The sequence below is a fragment of the Campylobacter sp. CS_NA3 genome (genome assembly GCF_027797495.1).
GTDB lineage: Bacteria > Campylobacterota > Campylobacteria > Campylobacterales > Campylobacteraceae > Campylobacter_B.
Genome location: NZ_CP115609.1, coordinates 1,321,640 through 1,337,289, shown reverse-complemented (window position 1 = coordinate 1,337,289; position 15,650 = coordinate 1,321,640). Strand labels below are relative to the sequence as shown.

The 15,650-nt window shown below is 36.1% G+C and carries 19 protein-coding genes; all 19 read left to right on the top strand.

Annotated elements, in window-relative coordinates; genetic code table 11:
• Nucleotides 1–140 precede the first annotated feature (140 nt).
• Nucleotides 141–857 carry a 4Fe-4S dicluster domain-containing protein gene (locus tag PF026_RS06680; protein WP_270863721.1) on the top strand — a complete coding sequence of 239 codons (717 nt, stop codon included), beginning with the start codon at nucleotides 141–143 and terminating at the stop codon, nucleotides 855–857.
• On the top strand, nucleotides 850–2,730 hold the full coding sequence (locus tag PF026_RS06675; RefSeq protein ID WP_270863720.1) for a proton-conducting transporter transmembrane domain-containing protein: 1,881 nt from the start codon (nucleotides 850–852) through the stop codon (nucleotides 2,728–2,730). The genes PF026_RS06680 and PF026_RS06675 overlap by 8 nt, the downstream gene beginning before the upstream one ends.
• Complete coding sequence (locus PF026_RS06670; RefSeq protein ID WP_270863719.1) at nucleotides 2,727–3,608, top strand: respiratory chain complex I subunit 1 family protein; 882 nt, start codon at nucleotides 2,727–2,729, stop codon at nucleotides 3,606–3,608. The genes PF026_RS06675 and PF026_RS06670 overlap by 4 nt, the downstream gene beginning before the upstream one ends.
• A gap of 1 nt (nucleotide 3,609) precedes the next feature.
• Nucleotides 3,610–4,245 (top strand): hydrogenase 4 membrane subunit, encoded by a 636-nt coding sequence (hyfE, locus tag PF026_RS06665; RefSeq protein ID WP_270863718.1) that lies wholly within the window; start codon nucleotides 3,610–3,612, stop codon nucleotides 4,243–4,245.
• Between the two features lies 1 nt (nucleotide 4,246).
• Nucleotides 4,247–5,668, top strand: coding sequence for a proton-conducting transporter transmembrane domain-containing protein (locus PF026_RS06660; RefSeq protein WP_270861446.1), 1,422 nt, complete (start codon nucleotides 4,247–4,249; stop codon nucleotides 5,666–5,668).
• Nucleotides 5,665–7,368, top strand: a complete 1,704-nt coding sequence (locus PF026_RS06655; RefSeq protein ID WP_270863717.1) for an NADH-quinone oxidoreductase subunit C — start codon at nucleotides 5,665–5,667, stop codon at nucleotides 7,366–7,368. Before PF026_RS06660 ends, PF026_RS06655 begins: the two co-directional genes overlap by 4 nt.
• Nucleotides 7,369–7,899: a formate hydrogenlyase complex iron-sulfur subunit gene (locus tag PF026_RS06650; protein WP_270863716.1), complete on the top strand. Its 531-nt coding sequence runs from the start codon at nucleotides 7,369–7,371 to the stop codon at nucleotides 7,897–7,899.
• Nucleotides 7,899–8,669 (top strand): NADH-quinone oxidoreductase subunit B family protein, encoded by a 771-nt coding sequence (locus tag PF026_RS06645; RefSeq protein ID WP_270863715.1) that lies wholly within the window; start codon nucleotides 7,899–7,901, stop codon nucleotides 8,667–8,669. Before PF026_RS06650 ends, PF026_RS06645 begins: the two co-directional genes overlap by 1 nt.
• Nucleotides 8,670–8,763: 94 nt before the next feature.
• Entirely contained in the window at nucleotides 8,764–9,444 is a 681-nt protein-coding gene (locus PF026_RS06640; protein ID WP_270870389.1) for a beta-ketoacyl synthase chain length factor, read from the top strand.
• Entirely contained in the window at nucleotides 9,428–10,168 is a 741-nt protein-coding gene (locus tag PF026_RS06635; RefSeq protein ID WP_270870390.1) for a lysophospholipid acyltransferase family protein, read from the top strand. Before PF026_RS06640 ends, PF026_RS06635 begins: the two co-directional genes overlap by 17 nt.
• Nucleotides 10,165–10,422 carry a phosphopantetheine-binding protein gene (locus tag PF026_RS06630; protein ID WP_270861440.1) on the top strand — a complete coding sequence of 86 codons (258 nt, stop codon included), beginning with the start codon at nucleotides 10,165–10,167 and terminating at the stop codon, nucleotides 10,420–10,422. Before PF026_RS06635 ends, PF026_RS06630 begins: the two co-directional genes overlap by 4 nt.
• 1 nt (nucleotide 10,423) lies before the next feature.
• Complete coding sequence (locus tag PF026_RS06625; RefSeq protein WP_270861439.1) at nucleotides 10,424–10,675, top strand: acyl carrier protein; 252 nt, start codon at nucleotides 10,424–10,426, stop codon at nucleotides 10,673–10,675.
• Nucleotides 10,676–10,677: 2 nt separating this feature from the next.
• Nucleotides 10,678–11,229: a DNA gyrase subunit B gene (locus PF026_RS06620; RefSeq protein ID WP_270870391.1), complete on the top strand. Its 552-nt coding sequence runs from the start codon at nucleotides 10,678–10,680 to the stop codon at nucleotides 11,227–11,229.
• On the top strand, nucleotides 11,222–12,748 hold the full coding sequence (locus PF026_RS06615) for an AMP-binding protein (protein ID WP_270870392.1): 1,527 nt from the start codon (nucleotides 11,222–11,224) through the stop codon (nucleotides 12,746–12,748). Before PF026_RS06620 ends, PF026_RS06615 begins: the two co-directional genes overlap by 8 nt.
• Nucleotides 12,729–13,448: a glycosyltransferase family 2 protein gene (locus PF026_RS06610; RefSeq protein ID WP_270870393.1), complete on the top strand. Its 720-nt coding sequence runs from the start codon at nucleotides 12,729–12,731 to the stop codon at nucleotides 13,446–13,448. Before PF026_RS06615 ends, PF026_RS06610 begins: the two co-directional genes overlap by 20 nt.
• Nucleotides 13,441–14,346, top strand: coding sequence for a hypothetical protein (locus PF026_RS06605; RefSeq protein ID WP_270870394.1), 906 nt, complete (start codon nucleotides 13,441–13,443; stop codon nucleotides 14,344–14,346). Before PF026_RS06610 ends, PF026_RS06605 begins: the two co-directional genes overlap by 8 nt.
• Nucleotides 14,330–14,734, top strand: a complete 405-nt coding sequence (locus PF026_RS06600) for an acyl-CoA thioesterase (protein WP_270870395.1) — start codon at nucleotides 14,330–14,332, stop codon at nucleotides 14,732–14,734. The genes PF026_RS06605 and PF026_RS06600 overlap by 17 nt, the downstream gene beginning before the upstream one ends.
• 301 nt (nucleotides 14,735–15,035) lie before the next feature.
• Nucleotides 15,036–15,365 carry a hypothetical protein gene (locus PF026_RS06595; protein WP_270863708.1) on the top strand — a complete coding sequence of 110 codons (330 nt, stop codon included), beginning with the start codon at nucleotides 15,036–15,038 and terminating at the stop codon, nucleotides 15,363–15,365.
• Entirely contained in the window at nucleotides 15,352–15,522 is a 171-nt protein-coding gene (locus PF026_RS06590; protein WP_270863707.1) for a hypothetical protein, read from the top strand. Before PF026_RS06595 ends, PF026_RS06590 begins: the two co-directional genes overlap by 14 nt.
• The last annotated feature ends 128 nt before the right edge of the window (nucleotides 15,523–15,650 follow it).

The window sequence follows — 15,650 nt, the reverse complement described above, 5'->3', positions numbered from 1 at the left end:
TTATTCTTAAAGATTGTGATTATAGCGATACTTTAATAAAATTTTAAGAATTTAGCTAAAATATTAAGTTGAATTTTATTAAATTTAAAGTAAATTTTGTCAAATAAAATTTAAAATAATCTCCAAATAAAGGCGATTCTTTGAGTAAAACACATCAATTTGTCATTACAAATCCCGGTCTTTGTATAGGCTGTAAGGCCTGTGAAAAGGCTTGCGTTAAAGAATCTATAAAACGCGGAAAGTTAGGGATTACCAGAATTAAGGTTTCCAAAGTAGAAAAAACTTCTTCTACAAATCAGTGTCGTCAGTGCGACGATGCTCCGTGTGCGGTCGTTTGTCCTAGCGGTGCTTTACAAAATTTGGGCGATTTCGTCCATTTAAATGAGCATTTATGTATAGGCTGTGGGCTTTGCACGGTAGCATGTCCGTATGGTGCGATTAGTCTTGATTGTATGGATGTTTTTGGCGTAGATAGAGATGAAAACGATCTATCTCAGCCCGGATTTCCTAATATCGCCGTAAAATGTGATATTTGCGACGGTAGAGTCGAAGGTTCTGCTTGTGTTGAAGCCTGTCCAAAAGGTGCTATTATTATGCTGGATTTTAAAGACAACCATAAATTCGGCAAAAAGCTAAAAGATACGGAAAATATGCAGGAATTTATCCACGCAATAAGCGGAAAAAAGGTAGATGTAGAAAAATTTGTGCCAAAAGCACCGCCAAAACCTGCCCCTGCAACTCCTAATGCAGAAGCTGCAAATTCCGAAACTTCTGCAAATTCGCAAGAAAAACCGAAAAAAGACGAGAATTCGGCGAATTTGCAAAATCCAACGGATAACAAGGAAGACAATGCTTAAATTTCTATTTTTTTCTTATTTATGTGTCGGAATAATAAGCTTAATTCTTTATAAATCCAAAAAAATAGCTTTTTATTTTGGATTTGTTTCAAATGCGCTTATTTCGCTTTTAGGTGCGCTTTATTTTATAACAAATCTAAACTCGAAATATGAATTTAGCTTAAAAGGATTTTTGTTTGAACCAAATTTTATGCTAACGCCACTTGGGGCGTTTTTTAGCTTTATAGTTTGTTTTATCGGCGCGATGAGTGCAATTTATTCGCTTGGATACCTAAAAAATTTCAAGGTAAATTTTGCAGTTTTTTCATCACTATTTAGCTTTTTTATGCTTAGCATGTTAATGGTTCTAAATAGCAACGATGTGTTTGGATTTATCGTGCTTTGGGAATTAATGACACTAGTATCTGCATTAATGCTTAAATTTAACGATACCCCAAGCTCAAATTACAGCGTTATGCTCTATCTTGGAGTAGCACAAGTCGGTGCATTTTGTTTAGTTATTGCGATGCTTATTATGGCAAATACTAGCGGAAGTTTGCATTTTAGTGATTGGAATTTTAATTCTCCATCTCTTTTTATCTGCATTTTGCTTTTTATCGGATTTGGAACGAAAGCAGGTCTAGCGCCTTTTCATGTGTGGAGTCCGATAGTTTATCCGCATGTAAATTCAAATGTTTCAGCACTTTTTAGCTCTGCTATGAGCAAAGTTGCGATTTTTGGTTTGATTAAATTTATGCTGATTGCAAAAATTCCTGCTTCTTTTGCCTTAGCTATGATGATTTTGGGTGGATTTGGAGCGATTTGGGGCATAATTTTTGCTACACTTCAAAACGAGTATAAAAAGCTTATCGCTTATAGTTCGGTTGAAAATATGGGCATAATTTTACTTGCTCTTGGTGCCGGGCTTTACGGACTTAGCACACAAAATGCTATTTTAACGGCATTTGGCTTAGCAGGAGCGATTTTTCATAGTCTAAACCACAGCGTTTTTAAAGCAATTTTGTTTTTTGCGGCAGGAAATGTATATGTCGCAAGCAAAAAACTAAAAATCAACTCACTTGGCGGATTAGCCAAATTTATGCCGATAAGTGCGATATGTGCTTTGGTTGCCATTTTTAGTGCGGTTGCAATTCCACTGTTTAACGGATTTGCAAGTGAGTGGTTGATTTATAAAGCCTTGCTTACAAATACAGGTTCGTTTTATTCTAAACTAATCTTTGCGATTTCGACTATCGCTTTGACATTAGCTGGTGTGCTTTGTGCGTTTGCGTTTGTTAAATTTTACGGACTTGTTTTTAGCGGAAAAGAAAAAGAAGATTCTTATAGGGAAGCTTCGATTTTTTCACTGATTCCTATGGTGATACTATCTGCATTTTGTGTTATTTTTGCTCTAATTTCACCGATACTAATCAAAGAAATTTGTAGTTTTTTGCCGACTAATGCGGACGCCACAACGATGTCATTTTCGCTACTTTGGCTATGTTTGATTGCTATGCTTATTTTGCCGTTTGCGATTTTACTAGCTTTTAAATCGCCATTTGAGAAACCAAAACTAAGCGATCCGTGGGCAAACGGATTTAAATTCCAGAGTGAATTTTTACCAAATTCAAACACAGCTGTGGGTGATTTAAGGCGAGTTTTGGCTAAATTTATGTGCATAAAAATGCGCAAAAAAGGCTCATCTTATAGCATTATCGTAAAAGATGTTTTTATGGAGTATATCTATAAGCCTATAATCGATATTAATATGAAAATAGCCGATAAAATCGCCATTATGCAAAATGGCAAGAGTGCGACTTACGCATTTTACATGGTGCTTTATCTTGGTATTTTAGGCGTGGGAATATTTTACTTTTTTGGAGGCAAACTATGATATTACAACTACTTTTAGCTCTTGCCTTGATGCCACTATTTGACGGTATTTGTCGAAGTTTGCGTGCAAAAATCCAGTCTCGCCAAGGACCGCCGATTTGGCAAACTTATTATGATTTGTTAAAACTTTTGCGCAGAAAGCGAACAGCTCCAAATTCAGCACATTTTGTCTTTAAATGGACGCCGTATTTGCTTGTGGCAATCGGAGCGTTTTTGGTAATGCTAACGGCTGCTAGGTGTGAGAGCATTTCAGATTTAATTGTTATTGTTTATCTGCTTGTCGCATTTAGATTTATCCTAAATTTAGCGGCTTTTGATAGTCTTAACCCATTTGCGGCAATCGGCGCAAACAGAGAAAATATGTTAGCGTTATATGCTGAGCCTATTATGATTTGCGGTTTGATTGTGGTTTGTGTTATGTTTGGAACTACAAATTTAACCACTATTCATAATGCAGTCATTAACGGCGAAGTTGGATTTAAAATTTCATTTATAATAGCAGGAATTGTATTGTTATGGTCTGTTTATATCGAAATGTCAAGAAAGCCTTTTGATATAGCAGAAGCAGAACAAGAGGTTCAAGAAGGTGTCGTGGCTGAATTTAGCGGTAGAGATTTAGCGCTCATCGACATTGGTGCTATGCTAAAACAATTTGCCGTAATTTGCTTATTTGTTAAAATTTTTATTCCTTTTGGGTTTAATAATTTGCTTTTAGATTGTATTTTTACGGTGATTTTGGTCGAATTTGCCACAACGGCTGCTGTGTTAATCGATAACTTTGGTCCTAGGTATGCAATGCTTTCGACTTTGAAATTAAACGCTTCGTGGATGTTAGGACTTGGCGTTTTAAGCGTGATTTTGTTTGCTGCGGGGGTTTAATATGGAAGTGTTTGCGATACTTTTAATGATGATTTCTTTGGCGGTATTTTCGTTTAGGGATTATAAAATTTCAATTTCTCTTTATGCGTTAAATACTGTTTGTTTGGTAACTCTATTTTTTATTATGGCAGCTAAATTTGATGCTCACGAGCTTCGTTCTTGGGCGGTAATTGCGATTATCACAAAGGTTATTTTGGTTCCTGCGATTTTGTTTTATGCTCTTAGTAAAATCGATATGCGTTATGAAAATGATCCATATACAGGATTTTTCTTATCGCCTGTGATAGCTTTTGCATTTTCGCTTGGATTGGCACTTCTTTTAACGCCGATATTTATGAAATTTGCAATTATCCAAAATGAAGTGGTTATTTGTGCTGCGATTTTTACATTTTGGATTGGGGTTTGCGGATTTATTTTAAGAAGGTCGTTTTTAAAACAAATTTTGGCTTATTGTTTGATAGAAAACGCGGTTCATCTAAATTTAGCCACAAACGCTTGTAATGCTAGTTCGCTAGTCGAACTTGGAATTTTAAGCGACGCTGTGTTTGGAATCGCGATTATGGCTATTTTGGCAGTTAGATACAAAGAGGTCTTTGGTAGCCAAAATACGAATTTAGCCAGTGAGTTAAAGGGTTAATATGATAATATATTTAATGCTTATTTTGCCGTTAATATGTGCGGCGTTGATTTATTTCGTGCCTGATAGGCTGATAAAAATCGCAAATTTAGCCTTTGCGCTCGTTATTTGTGCGGTTATATTTAAAGCTATCTCTTTGATAGGCTTTACTCCGCTTTTCGCGCTAAATAAAATGCTGTTTTTAGATAGCTTGGGTGGAATTTATCTGACAATCATCGGCATTACAGGGACTTTGGTAACGCTATATTTTCCTACTTATCTTGGTTGGAGAGATGAAAGCCCTAAAAAAATCAAAAAAATGCTAGTTTTAGCCTATATCACGACATTTGCTATGATACTATCTGCTGTGGCAAATGATATTGCTATTATGTGGGCAGCGGTCGAAGCGACAACGCTAAGTAGTGTTTTTATGGTTGTTTATAACAAGAAAAAACAAATCGTAGAAGCTGGTTATAAATATGTAATGGTCTGCTCTCTTGGTCTAGCATTTGCTATGTTGGCTACTATTTTGCTTTATTCAAGCGGCGGAATTTTATTTACGGATTTGATTGATAAAAAAATCGATCCGCTTACGATGAAAGTTATTTTTATCCTAGCTCTTGTTGGATTTGGCACAAAAGCAGGTCTTGTTCCAACCCATACTTGGCTTCCTGATGCTCACGCGCAAGGTCCATCTCCGACTTCTGCTGTGCTTAGCGGTATCGTGCTAAAAGTGGCAATGCTAGCTCTCATTAGATACTATTTTATCGCTGCAAATTCAGTCGGCATGGAATTTGTAATGGATACTATGCTTGTAAGTGGCGTGATTACTCTTTATGTGGCTGGGTATTTCTTGGTAACTCAACACGATGTAAAACGCATGCTTGCTTATCACAGCGTAGTTCATATGGGCGTTATCGCATTTGCACTTGGAGTTGGCGGAAAAATCGGCGTAGCGGCAGCACTTTTCCACTGCTTGGCTCACAGTCTTACAAAAGCCCTAGCTTTCCTTACCACGGGAAATACTTGGAGAATTTACCAAACAAACAACATGCACAAAATGGGTGGTCTAGCCTACACTGCACCGCTTACTTGTGTATTTTTTGGAATTTCGATTTGCTCACTTGTTGGAGTTCCAGCTTTTGCGATTTTCGTAAGCGAATTTATGACTTTTACGCAAGCAATTTTGACAGAGCGATATGTCGTAGCGATTATTTTTGCGATTGCATTAGCAGTTATTTTCATAGCAGACTTTTCACACTTTTTCTTAGCTTCATTTGGCAAAAACCAAAGCGAGTTAAAATACGATAAAGAGATGAGTTTGTTTGAAAATTTACCGCTTATATTTTTGGGCTTTTTTGTTATCGCTTTTGGACTTTGGAAATTTGAGTTTTTCTGGAATTTGCTTGATTTGAGCGTGAATTTAATAAAGGATTTAAGATGATAGGTGATTTATACATTAGTCAAATCGAAAGCGAATTTAACATACTTGAAACCACTAGACCAACCGATAAACAAATAACGATTTTGGTCGATAGAAACGACCTGCCTGCTGTGGTAAATAAGCTATATTATGGTATCGGCGGTTGGTTAGTGACGATGGTAGCAAACGATGAAAGGTCTATCAATAAACATTTTGCGCTTTATTATGTGCTTTCTATGGAGGGTTCTAAATTTAGCCAAGATGATGAATTAGAAGAGAAATGCTTTATAACCGTTAAAACTTTAATTCCGGCTGATGATCCTGTTTATCCGTCAGTTACACCGCTCGTTAAGGCTGCTGTTTGGTATGAAAGAGAAGCTTTTGATCTCTTTGGGCTTAGAGCGGAAGGATTAATCGATCCAAGAAGACTTGCTATGAGTGATGATTGGCCGCTAGATTTATATCCGCTTAGAAAAGATGAGATGAATTATAAATTTCGTCCAGATCCGCTAAGCATAGAGCCTGATTATGAATTTAAAAAGCCAAAGGGAGTAAATACACAAGCCATTCCGCTTGGACCGCTTCATATCACGGCTGATGAACCGGGGCATTTTAGGCTTTATTGTGACGGCGATACGATTGTAGATGCGGATTATAGGCTGTATTATGAGCATAGAGGCATGGAAAAACTAGCTGAAAATCGCATGAACTACACTCAAATGGCATTTTTAGCCGAGAGAGTTTGTGGAATTTGCGGTTTTGCGCACTCTATCGCTATGGCAAGAGCCACAGAAAACGCTATGGGGTTAGAAATTCCTGAACGAGCAAAAGCTCTTAGAGTTATGAGTGCAGAAGTTGAAAGACTTCACTCAAACTTGCTAAATATCGGTTTAGCGTGTGAAGTTACAGGAAACTACACCGCATTTATGCATGTTTTTAGAATTCGTGAATATACGCTTGATTTAGCTCAAATCATTACAGGCGGTCGTAAAACTTACGGAACTGTTGCCGTTGGCGGTATGAGAAGAGATATTAGAGCAAAAGAGATAAAACAAATGCTTCATTTACTTGTTAAAATCGAACAAGAATTTGACGAAATTTGGGATGTTATTATAAATGATGAAAGACAAATGTCTCGCTGGAAGGGAATCGGCGTTTTAGATCCGCAGGTCGGTAGGGATTACGGCTCAGTAGGACCTACTATAAGAGCTAGCGGATTTAAAAGAGATGTTCGCTATGATCACCCTGATGATTTTACGAAAAAACTTAAATTTAATATCAATACCGAAACCAGTTGCGATGTTTATGGTAGAGTAAAAGTTCGTTATCACGATACGATAGATGCTATTAGCATAATTAGACAATGTATTGACTTGATGCCAGGTGGCGATATTATCGTAAGTAGTGATTATCGTATAACGCCAAATAGCTATGCAATCGGCTGTATCGAAGCACCACGCGGTGAAGATATACACTGGATAATGCAAAGCGGAAGCCAAAAGGTTTATAGATGGCGCGTTAAGGCTCCTACATTTAGCAACTGGCCAGCCCTAGCTCATCAGCTTCGTGGTTACACTGTCGCAGACGCTGCTTTAATCGTATGTAGCCTAGATCCTTGCTATTCATGCACCGAAAGGCTAACTGTGGTTGATATAAAAAGCGGAAAAAGCAAGATTTTAAGCGGAAAAGAGCTTAAAAGCATTTGCCAAAAAGGAAATTAGATGAAAATAATTGATTTATTGAAAAAAAGCGGTGTAGTTACAAGCCCATATCCGTTGCAACCTTATGAAGTAAGCGAAAATTTTCGTGGCAAACCCGAATATAATTACTCTTTTTGCATAGGCTGTGCCGCGTGTGGCATTGCTTGTCCGCCAAATGCCATAAGTGTTAAAATAGAAGACAAAAGCGTAGTATGGCGATATAACACAGGCAGATGTATTTTTTGTGGTCGATGTGAAGAAGTCTGCCCGACAGGAGCTATAAAATTAAGCGATAAATTTGAACTAGGCGTGAATTTTAACAAAAACGACTTGTTGGTTCAAGGCGAAATGGAAGCTCAAATTTGCACAAAATGCGAAAAACCTTTTACTTCAAAAAGGTTTATAAAATCGGCATTAAATAAAATAAATTCGTCAAATATGAGTAGCAAACGAAAAAAATTAGCGCTAAGCTATACGCAAATTTGCCCTGATTGCAAACGAGAGAATACTTCTACGGCAATGCGTGAAAAAGATTATCAAAGGATTGAGTGATGAGCGGTGATGATAAATTAAAATTTTTAAAACAAATTAGACGCAGTTTTAGCGTTTTTCGTGTGGATTGTGGCGGTTGTAATGGTTGCGAGATAGAGATTTTTGCAGGAATTTCTCCGCTTTGGGATCCAGAGAGATTTGGTTTTAAGCTTGTCGCAAACCCACGCCACGCCGATATTTTGCTTGTAACGGGTCCTGTTACAAGGCAGATGTATTATCCGCTTTTAAGAGCTTATGAAGCAGTTCCCGAACCAAAAATAGTTGTAGCCTTAGGCGCATGTGGCATAAGCGGCGGAATTTTCCATGATAGTTACGGCGTTTGGGGCGGTGTGCAAAATATAATTCCGGTTGATGTTTTTATTCCGGGCTGTCCGCCGCATCCAGCCGGTATTATTTATGGTTTGGCAAATGCGCTTGGACTAGTCGAACAAAAACAAAAAGAAGAAAAATTTGATAAAGATGACGAATTTGTAAATTTAGAACAAAAATCGTTAATCGGCGATACAAATTTTGAAAAATTAGTTCTGCAAAAAGCAAAATTTTTGATGAGCTATGTTCATGCGAAAGAGCTTTATGAAAAATTTATTTCTGCTTTGAGTAGTTGCGATGATGCAAAAGATAGCTCAAAGGCAAAAGAAGCTATCTTACAAGCTATCGAAAAAGAAGACGATCCGCGTTTTAAAGAGTGCATGGGTATTATTTTTAACGATGTTTATGCGAAATTTATACAAAGCGAAAATATAGATTTAAAATCGATTTCATGGTCGTAAATTTGCATTTTTTGCAAATTTACGCCGATTTATAACAATTTAAGATTAAGAGATATTTTGCTATAATTTTAGCCATTTTAATTTAGGGGTTAAATTGCAAAATAAAGTCTATTTTAATATTTCCAAATTCGACGCCATTATCGATACTGGCTCGAATTTAGGTGAGCTTGAAATTTACAAAAAAAGTCCAGATTTAACGCATATCGCCCCTATTGAGCGAAGAAGACTTAGCAAGGGGGCGAGATTTTGCATTTCGCTCTTAAAAGAGTGCGATGAAATGCCTGTCATTTTTAGCTCAAAGCACGGCGAGATAAATCGCTGTTTTTCTTTGCAATCTAGTCTAGCTACACTCGAACCGCTCTCTCCTGCTTCATTTTGCATTAGTGTTCATAATGCGATTGTGGCACAAAATGCGATTTTTGCCAAAAATAGGGCTGAAATTTCGGCAGTATCTGCAAATTTGAGCTTAGAAAACGGAATTTTAAATGCCGTAGCTAAATTTGATGAATTTGATAAAATAGTGATTATTAGCTATTTTGAGGGCATAAATAATGAACTTATGAACGAAAATGATTTGATTTATGCGATTTTGGTTGTGGTAGAAAAAGGCAAAAATTTTAGCATTGAAATTTCACCAAATAACGAGCCAAATTTAGCAAATTTGACTAAAAATAGCGATTTTGAATTTTTGCTAAATCTAAAAAATCACAAAAAATCTTGGGTTACAAAAGAGCAAGATTTAAGCTGGAAATGGGTCGATGAAACTGCTATTTAGGCGAGTTTGCGTAGCGTTGTGCTTTGCAAGCTTTGGCATTATTTGCATGGTTGGAAATCTCTTTTTTATCCCCGTAATAATACTGCGATTAAACAAATTTAAAATCATAGAAAATTTCGCTAGGGATTTGGTTTTTGTGGCTTGGCGAGTGTTTTTGTATTTGATTGTGTTTTATGGATACGCAAAAATAGATTTTAGAGCAAAATTTGTTCGCAAAGATAGCGCTATCATCATCGCAAACCACCCGTCCTTGCTCGATGTCGTGTTGCTTTTATCTCACATACGCAGGGCAAATTGCATAGTTAAGGCAAGTTTGGCAAAAAATATTTTTTTATTTGGAGCGATAAAATCGGCAAATTATATTTTAAACACAGAAAATGAAAAAATGTTAGAACTATCAAAAAAAGCGTTGCAAAATGGAGAAAATTTGATAATTTTCCCAGAAGGCACTCGCACGAAAGATAAAATTTGTATGCAAAAAGGTGCATTTTATATAGCCATAAACTGCGCAAAAGAGCTAATTGCGCTAGGCATAAAAATGTCGCCAAAAAGCTTAAAAAAAGGACAATCGTGGTATGATACGCCACAAAATAAGATAAAATATGAAGTGGATATTTTAGAAAATTTAGATTTGAGCGAATTTGAAAAATCTCGTTCAAATCCGATTCGAGTTAGATTATTACACGAAAAAATACAAAATTTATATGAAAGGCAAGATTTATGAGTGATCTTATTTTAGAGATTAAAGAGATGATTATCTCAGGGCTTAACCTTGAAGATATGAGCGTGAGCGACATTGACGAAAATGCGCCGCTTTTTGGAGAAGGACTCGGGCTTGATAGCGTCGATGCGCTCGAACTTGGACTTTTGATCCAAAAAAAATATGACATTGTTATAAACTCAAAAACTGAAAATGTCAAAGAAATTTTCGCAAATGTCGTAAATTTGGCAGATTTTATATCAAAAAATAGGAAATAAAATGGATAAAAATCAGATTTTTGAAATTCTAAAACAGGCTCTGGTTGAGCTTTTCGAAATCGATGAAAGCAAAATTTCGCTTGATGCTAAGATTTATGAAGACTTAGACATCGATAGCATTGATGCGATTGATTTGGTTGATTTTGTCAAAAAACAAACAGGTCATAAACTAATGCCAGAAGACTTCAAAGCCATAAAAACGCTTGGCGATATCGTTGAGGTCGTGGCGAAAAAATACCAAATCGGCGAGTAAATTTGAAAACTATTTTAAAGGCGATAATTACGCTTTTTAGCGTGATTTATCCTTTTGGAATTGTCTTTTTTAGAGAGTTTAGTTTTTATTTATTGATTATAATGGCGATTTTATGGGGACTGCGCGGGATTTTGGAATTTGGCTTTGAGAGCAAAAATTTAAGCGAATTTGGTAAATTTAGCTTTGTTTTGTGCGGTTTTTTCGCACTTTGTGCGGTTTTTAGTGCTTATGGGATAAAATATCTTTATCCTGTGCTAATAAATGCCTTTTTGGGAACAATTTTTTATTTTAGCTTAAAGCAAACGCCGATGATAACTAAATTTGCTATGTTAAAAGAAAAAAATTTAGAGCCAAAAGCTTTGATTTATACAAGAAATTTAACCAAAATTTGGATAGGTTTTTTTGTGATAAATGGGCTTATAAGTGCGATTTTAGCGTGTTTTGAAAACAAAATTTACTGGGGCGTTTATTGTGGGGCGATTTCTTATGTTTTTATAGGGATATTGCTTTTTGGCGAGATTATTTTTAGGAAGTTTTATATAAAAAATGCGTGAATTTATACAAAATTTAAGTGAAATTTCGGAGCAAATTTGCAAATTTGCAGCTGTTTTAAAAAATAAAAACATAAAGCGAACTCAAATTTTTCTAAGCGATATGAGTGAGTTTAAAATCGCTTTTTTTGGGGCGATGTTAGCAGGGACAAAGCCTGAGCTTTTAAGAGATAATCATTTTGAAGACGGTTTTTTTGGCATTGATGATGAAAAATTTGCCAAGATTTGCGCTGAGTTTGAAAATTTAGGCGAATTTGGCGAGTTAAATTTAAACGGAAACGAGATTTTTTATCTAAAAACTTCCGGAAGCACTGGTAAGCCAAAAAATATTCAAAAGTCGCTTTTGGATATGGTCTTAGAAGCAAAGCATTTAGCAAAAGCCCTAAATTTAAGCTCCCATGAGCAGTTTTTAGCCAGCGTAACTCACCAAAATATGTTTGGGCTGACATTTAAGTTTTTCTTGCCGTTAGTTTTGGACGCGAAGTCTGATAAGGGCGAATACAACTACCCTGAAATTATTTTCGATCAAAGCCTAAATGGCTCTATCTTGATCTCATCGCCTACGATTTTAAACGCACTTTATCAGCACAAAAACGCCAAAAAAATAGCAAATTTAAAAATGATAATCTCAGCAGGAGCTAGGCTTCCACAAAATTTGCGTGATGAATTAAATAAAATCACAAATGCTAAAATCGTCGATATTTACGGATCTAGCGAAACGGGCGTTGTGGGGGCAAATTTAGGAGCCGGGCTTAAAAAATTTGAGCCTGTAAATTTAGAAGTAGGCAGCAAAGGCGAACTCATCATAACTTCGCCTTGGTGTAAAAGGTTTGAAAGTAGCGATAGCGGCGAGATTAGAGGCGATGATATTATTTTGCACGGACGCCTTGATAGGATTGTCAAATTTAGCGAAAACCGCGTAAATTTAGACGCCGTAGAAGAAAAATTAAATCAAAATGAGTTTATAAAAGACTGCAAATTAGGGCTTCACCCAAAATTTGAGCGAATTTTGGCTTTGATAGTTTTAAGCGAGAGCGGCGAAGAAGAGTTTAGAAAAAACGGCAAAAAAAGTATCGTAGAAAACTTAAAAAAATATCTAAAATATGATTTTGGCTCGGTTGTAAGGTATTTTAAAATAGTCAGCAAAGTCCCGTATTCTGCGCAAAGTAAGGTAAAAAAAGATGATTTTTTAAAAGCTTACGAGAGCTACGAAATGCCTGAATTTACGCAAATTTCGCAAAATGAATTTAGGGCAAAAATTAAGCCAAGCGATTTTTATTTTGACGGACATTTTGCGAGTTTTCCTGTGGTGCCGGGCTTTATGCAGTTTAAATTTGCTAGGATTTGCGCAGAAAAATTAGGATATGATTTGCAAAATTTAAGCCATATTCCAAGCATAAAATTTATGCACTTTATCCGCCCAAATGACGAAATAACCATAACTTTTGAGAAAAAAGAAAAATCGTTAAGTTTTAAAATCAAAAGTCAAAAAGAGTGTTGCAATGGAAAAATCAGCCTTTAAGCCTGTTTTTTTGGTGCCTTACTACAACCACCCCGCTAAAATCGCCGATTTGGTAGAAAATTTATCAAAAATGGGTGAGATTTTGATCATCGATGATGGCAGTGATGAAGTTAGCAAAAATGCGCTAATCGGCTTAAAAGCTGAAATTTTTACGCGCGAAAATAACGGCGGTAAGGGCGCTGCGCTCAAAGACGGCTTTAAAATCGCTTTGCAAAAGGGCTACACTCACGCATTTCAGATTGACGCTGATTTTCAGCACGATATTTCAAAATGTGGCGAGTTTTTGCAAATCTCACAAGAAAATCCGCACTCGCTAATTTGTGCAAATCCGATTTATGATGAAAACGCCCCAAAAAGCAGATATTACGGACGAAAAATAACAAATTTTTGGTGCGCTATAAATTCGCTTTCAAACGACATAAAAGACGGCATGTGCGGGTTTAGAATTTATCCCTTAAAAGAGATTTGCGAAATTTTAGATAGCGTAAAAGATAATCGCATGGGCTTTGATATAGAAATTTTGGTTTTGGCTTGTCGCGCAAAAATATCCTTGAAATGGATTGAGCTAAAAGTTCGCTACGAGAAGGGCGGAGTTAGCCATTTTCGCATGTTTAGGGATAATTTTCAAATTTCGCTAACCCACGCAAGGCTCTTTTTCACGCTTCTGCCGTGGTTGGCAAAAAGGGCATTTCATGGCTAAGCACTGGGCAGAGCAAAACGAAGTCGCACCAAGTTTATTTTTAAAAGCGACATTTTTTTTGGTTACAAAACTGCCTAGTTTTATCGTTAAGTGTATCGTATTTATCGTGGTTAGCGTGTATTTTTTGTTTTTAAAAAACCAAAGAGAAAATATAATAAATTTTAGAAAAAATGTCGCACAAAGTGGCGGGAAAATAAGCGGCAACGCGTATGCGAATTTTTATAATTTTGGCGTTGCAATCTGCGATAAAATCGCCATTTGGACAAATAAAAAAGGCATAGAAATCGACCGAACAAATTTAGAAAAAATTCGCTCACAGCTAGACGGCGTAAAACGGGGAAAAATTTTACTAACTAGCCATTACGGCAATATAGAGGTGGCAAAAGCCCTTGTGAGCGAACTTGGTCGCACGAAAATAAATATCTTTATGTATCGCGCAAACAACGCTAAATTTAACGAATTTATGGATAAAATCAGTGGCGGGAAAATCAATGTCTTTTGGGTCGATGAGCTAAATATTGAAACTATGCTAAATTTGGGAAATTTGCTAGATAACGGCGAACATATCGCCATAATGGCAGATCGTGTGCCGATAAAAAGCGAAAAGGTCGCAAGTGCCAAATTTTTGGGAAAAACGGCGAATTTTAGCATTGGGGCGTATCTCATAGCAGGGATTTTAAAGGCTGAAATTTACTCATTTTGGTGTTACAAAGTAGGCAAAAAATATACTTTTGAAACGAAAAAACTGCCAAGCGTGGAGCTAAAAAGCGATAAAATCGCTTCTGTAATGCCTGCTTTGAGAGCGTATGTGGCGGATTTAGAGAGCAAATGCGTAAGCGATCCCGCGCAATGGTATAATTTTTTTGATTTTTGGGGGCAAGGTGAAAAAGAACTATAAATTTAGAGTTGAGTTTTACGATACCGACAGCATGGGCGTGGTGTGGCACGGAAACTATGTCAAATACTGCGAAATGGCGCGGTGTGCGTTTTTGCGCGAGATCGGCTACACTTATATCGATATGAAAAATGACGGATATGCTTATCCGATTGTGAAAATGGATTTTAAATTTGTGCGTCCTGCGATGTTTGATGATGAAATTTGCGTTGAAGTAGAATTGAGCGAATTTGAAAGCTTACTTAAATTCAAATACACCATAAAAAACGCTGATACGGGCGAAATTTTATGCAAGGCAACCACTGCACAAGCAACGGTAAATTTAGAAAATATGGAAACCTGCTTTTATCTACCTGAGATTTTAAAAGAAAAATTAAAGGGACTAAAATAAAATTGGATAAACATATAAATTTGGTTGGTAAGATGCCTACCCTACGGTGCTGGGAGTGTTGTTAGGCATGGTATTTTTCAAGGGGCAAATTACGAACTTGGCAATACAATAAAAAATAATACTATTGGTAAAAATAATGAGTGAATTTAGTAATGCTTTTTGGCGAGAATTTCAATATAGAATTGTAGATTTTGTAATTTACCTTGCCATTCAATATCCAGCAATTTCTTGGATTGTTTTATATGTTATCGGAATGCCTATAATATTTTTTAGTGCCAAAATTATTAAACAATCTATTTTAATGTATAAAAAATGTGATAATTCTAGAATTTTAAAAATAGATATTGCTTTTCTTGCTTTGTGTTTTGCTGTTTGCTTTTTTCTTATAAAATTTACAATCTATAAATCAGACGGCTATTTAATTTATCTTTGCATTTTTAGCTGGATTTCTACTTTTGCTGTGATAATCTATGCTTTGCGACCTGAGAAATTTACTCCAAACGAACCACAACGCAAAAAACCCAAAAAACCAAAAGGCAAAAAAGTTAAATTTGATAAACCAAAAAATAAATTAAATTTGAAAAATATCAAATTCAAAAATCAAAAAGGCAGTATCGATGGAACCAAATAAATTCACAAATTTATTCATCGCCATAATTTTTGGTTTTTCTACCACGCTAAACGCTTCTATGCTTCCGAATTCCAAAATTCTACAATCAAATTTAAATTCGGTCAGTGTCGAAAATCCACGCTGTATTTCAAAATCAAACTATGGCAAAGCTTCGTAGGGTGGGCATCCTTGCCCATCATAAGGTTACCAAATTTTCGCTAGGCAACTTACCACACTACAACTAAAATTTCGGCGCAGTATCCAAGATTGCGTTAGCTGGAAATTTTAAATTTTAAAAGAAATTTG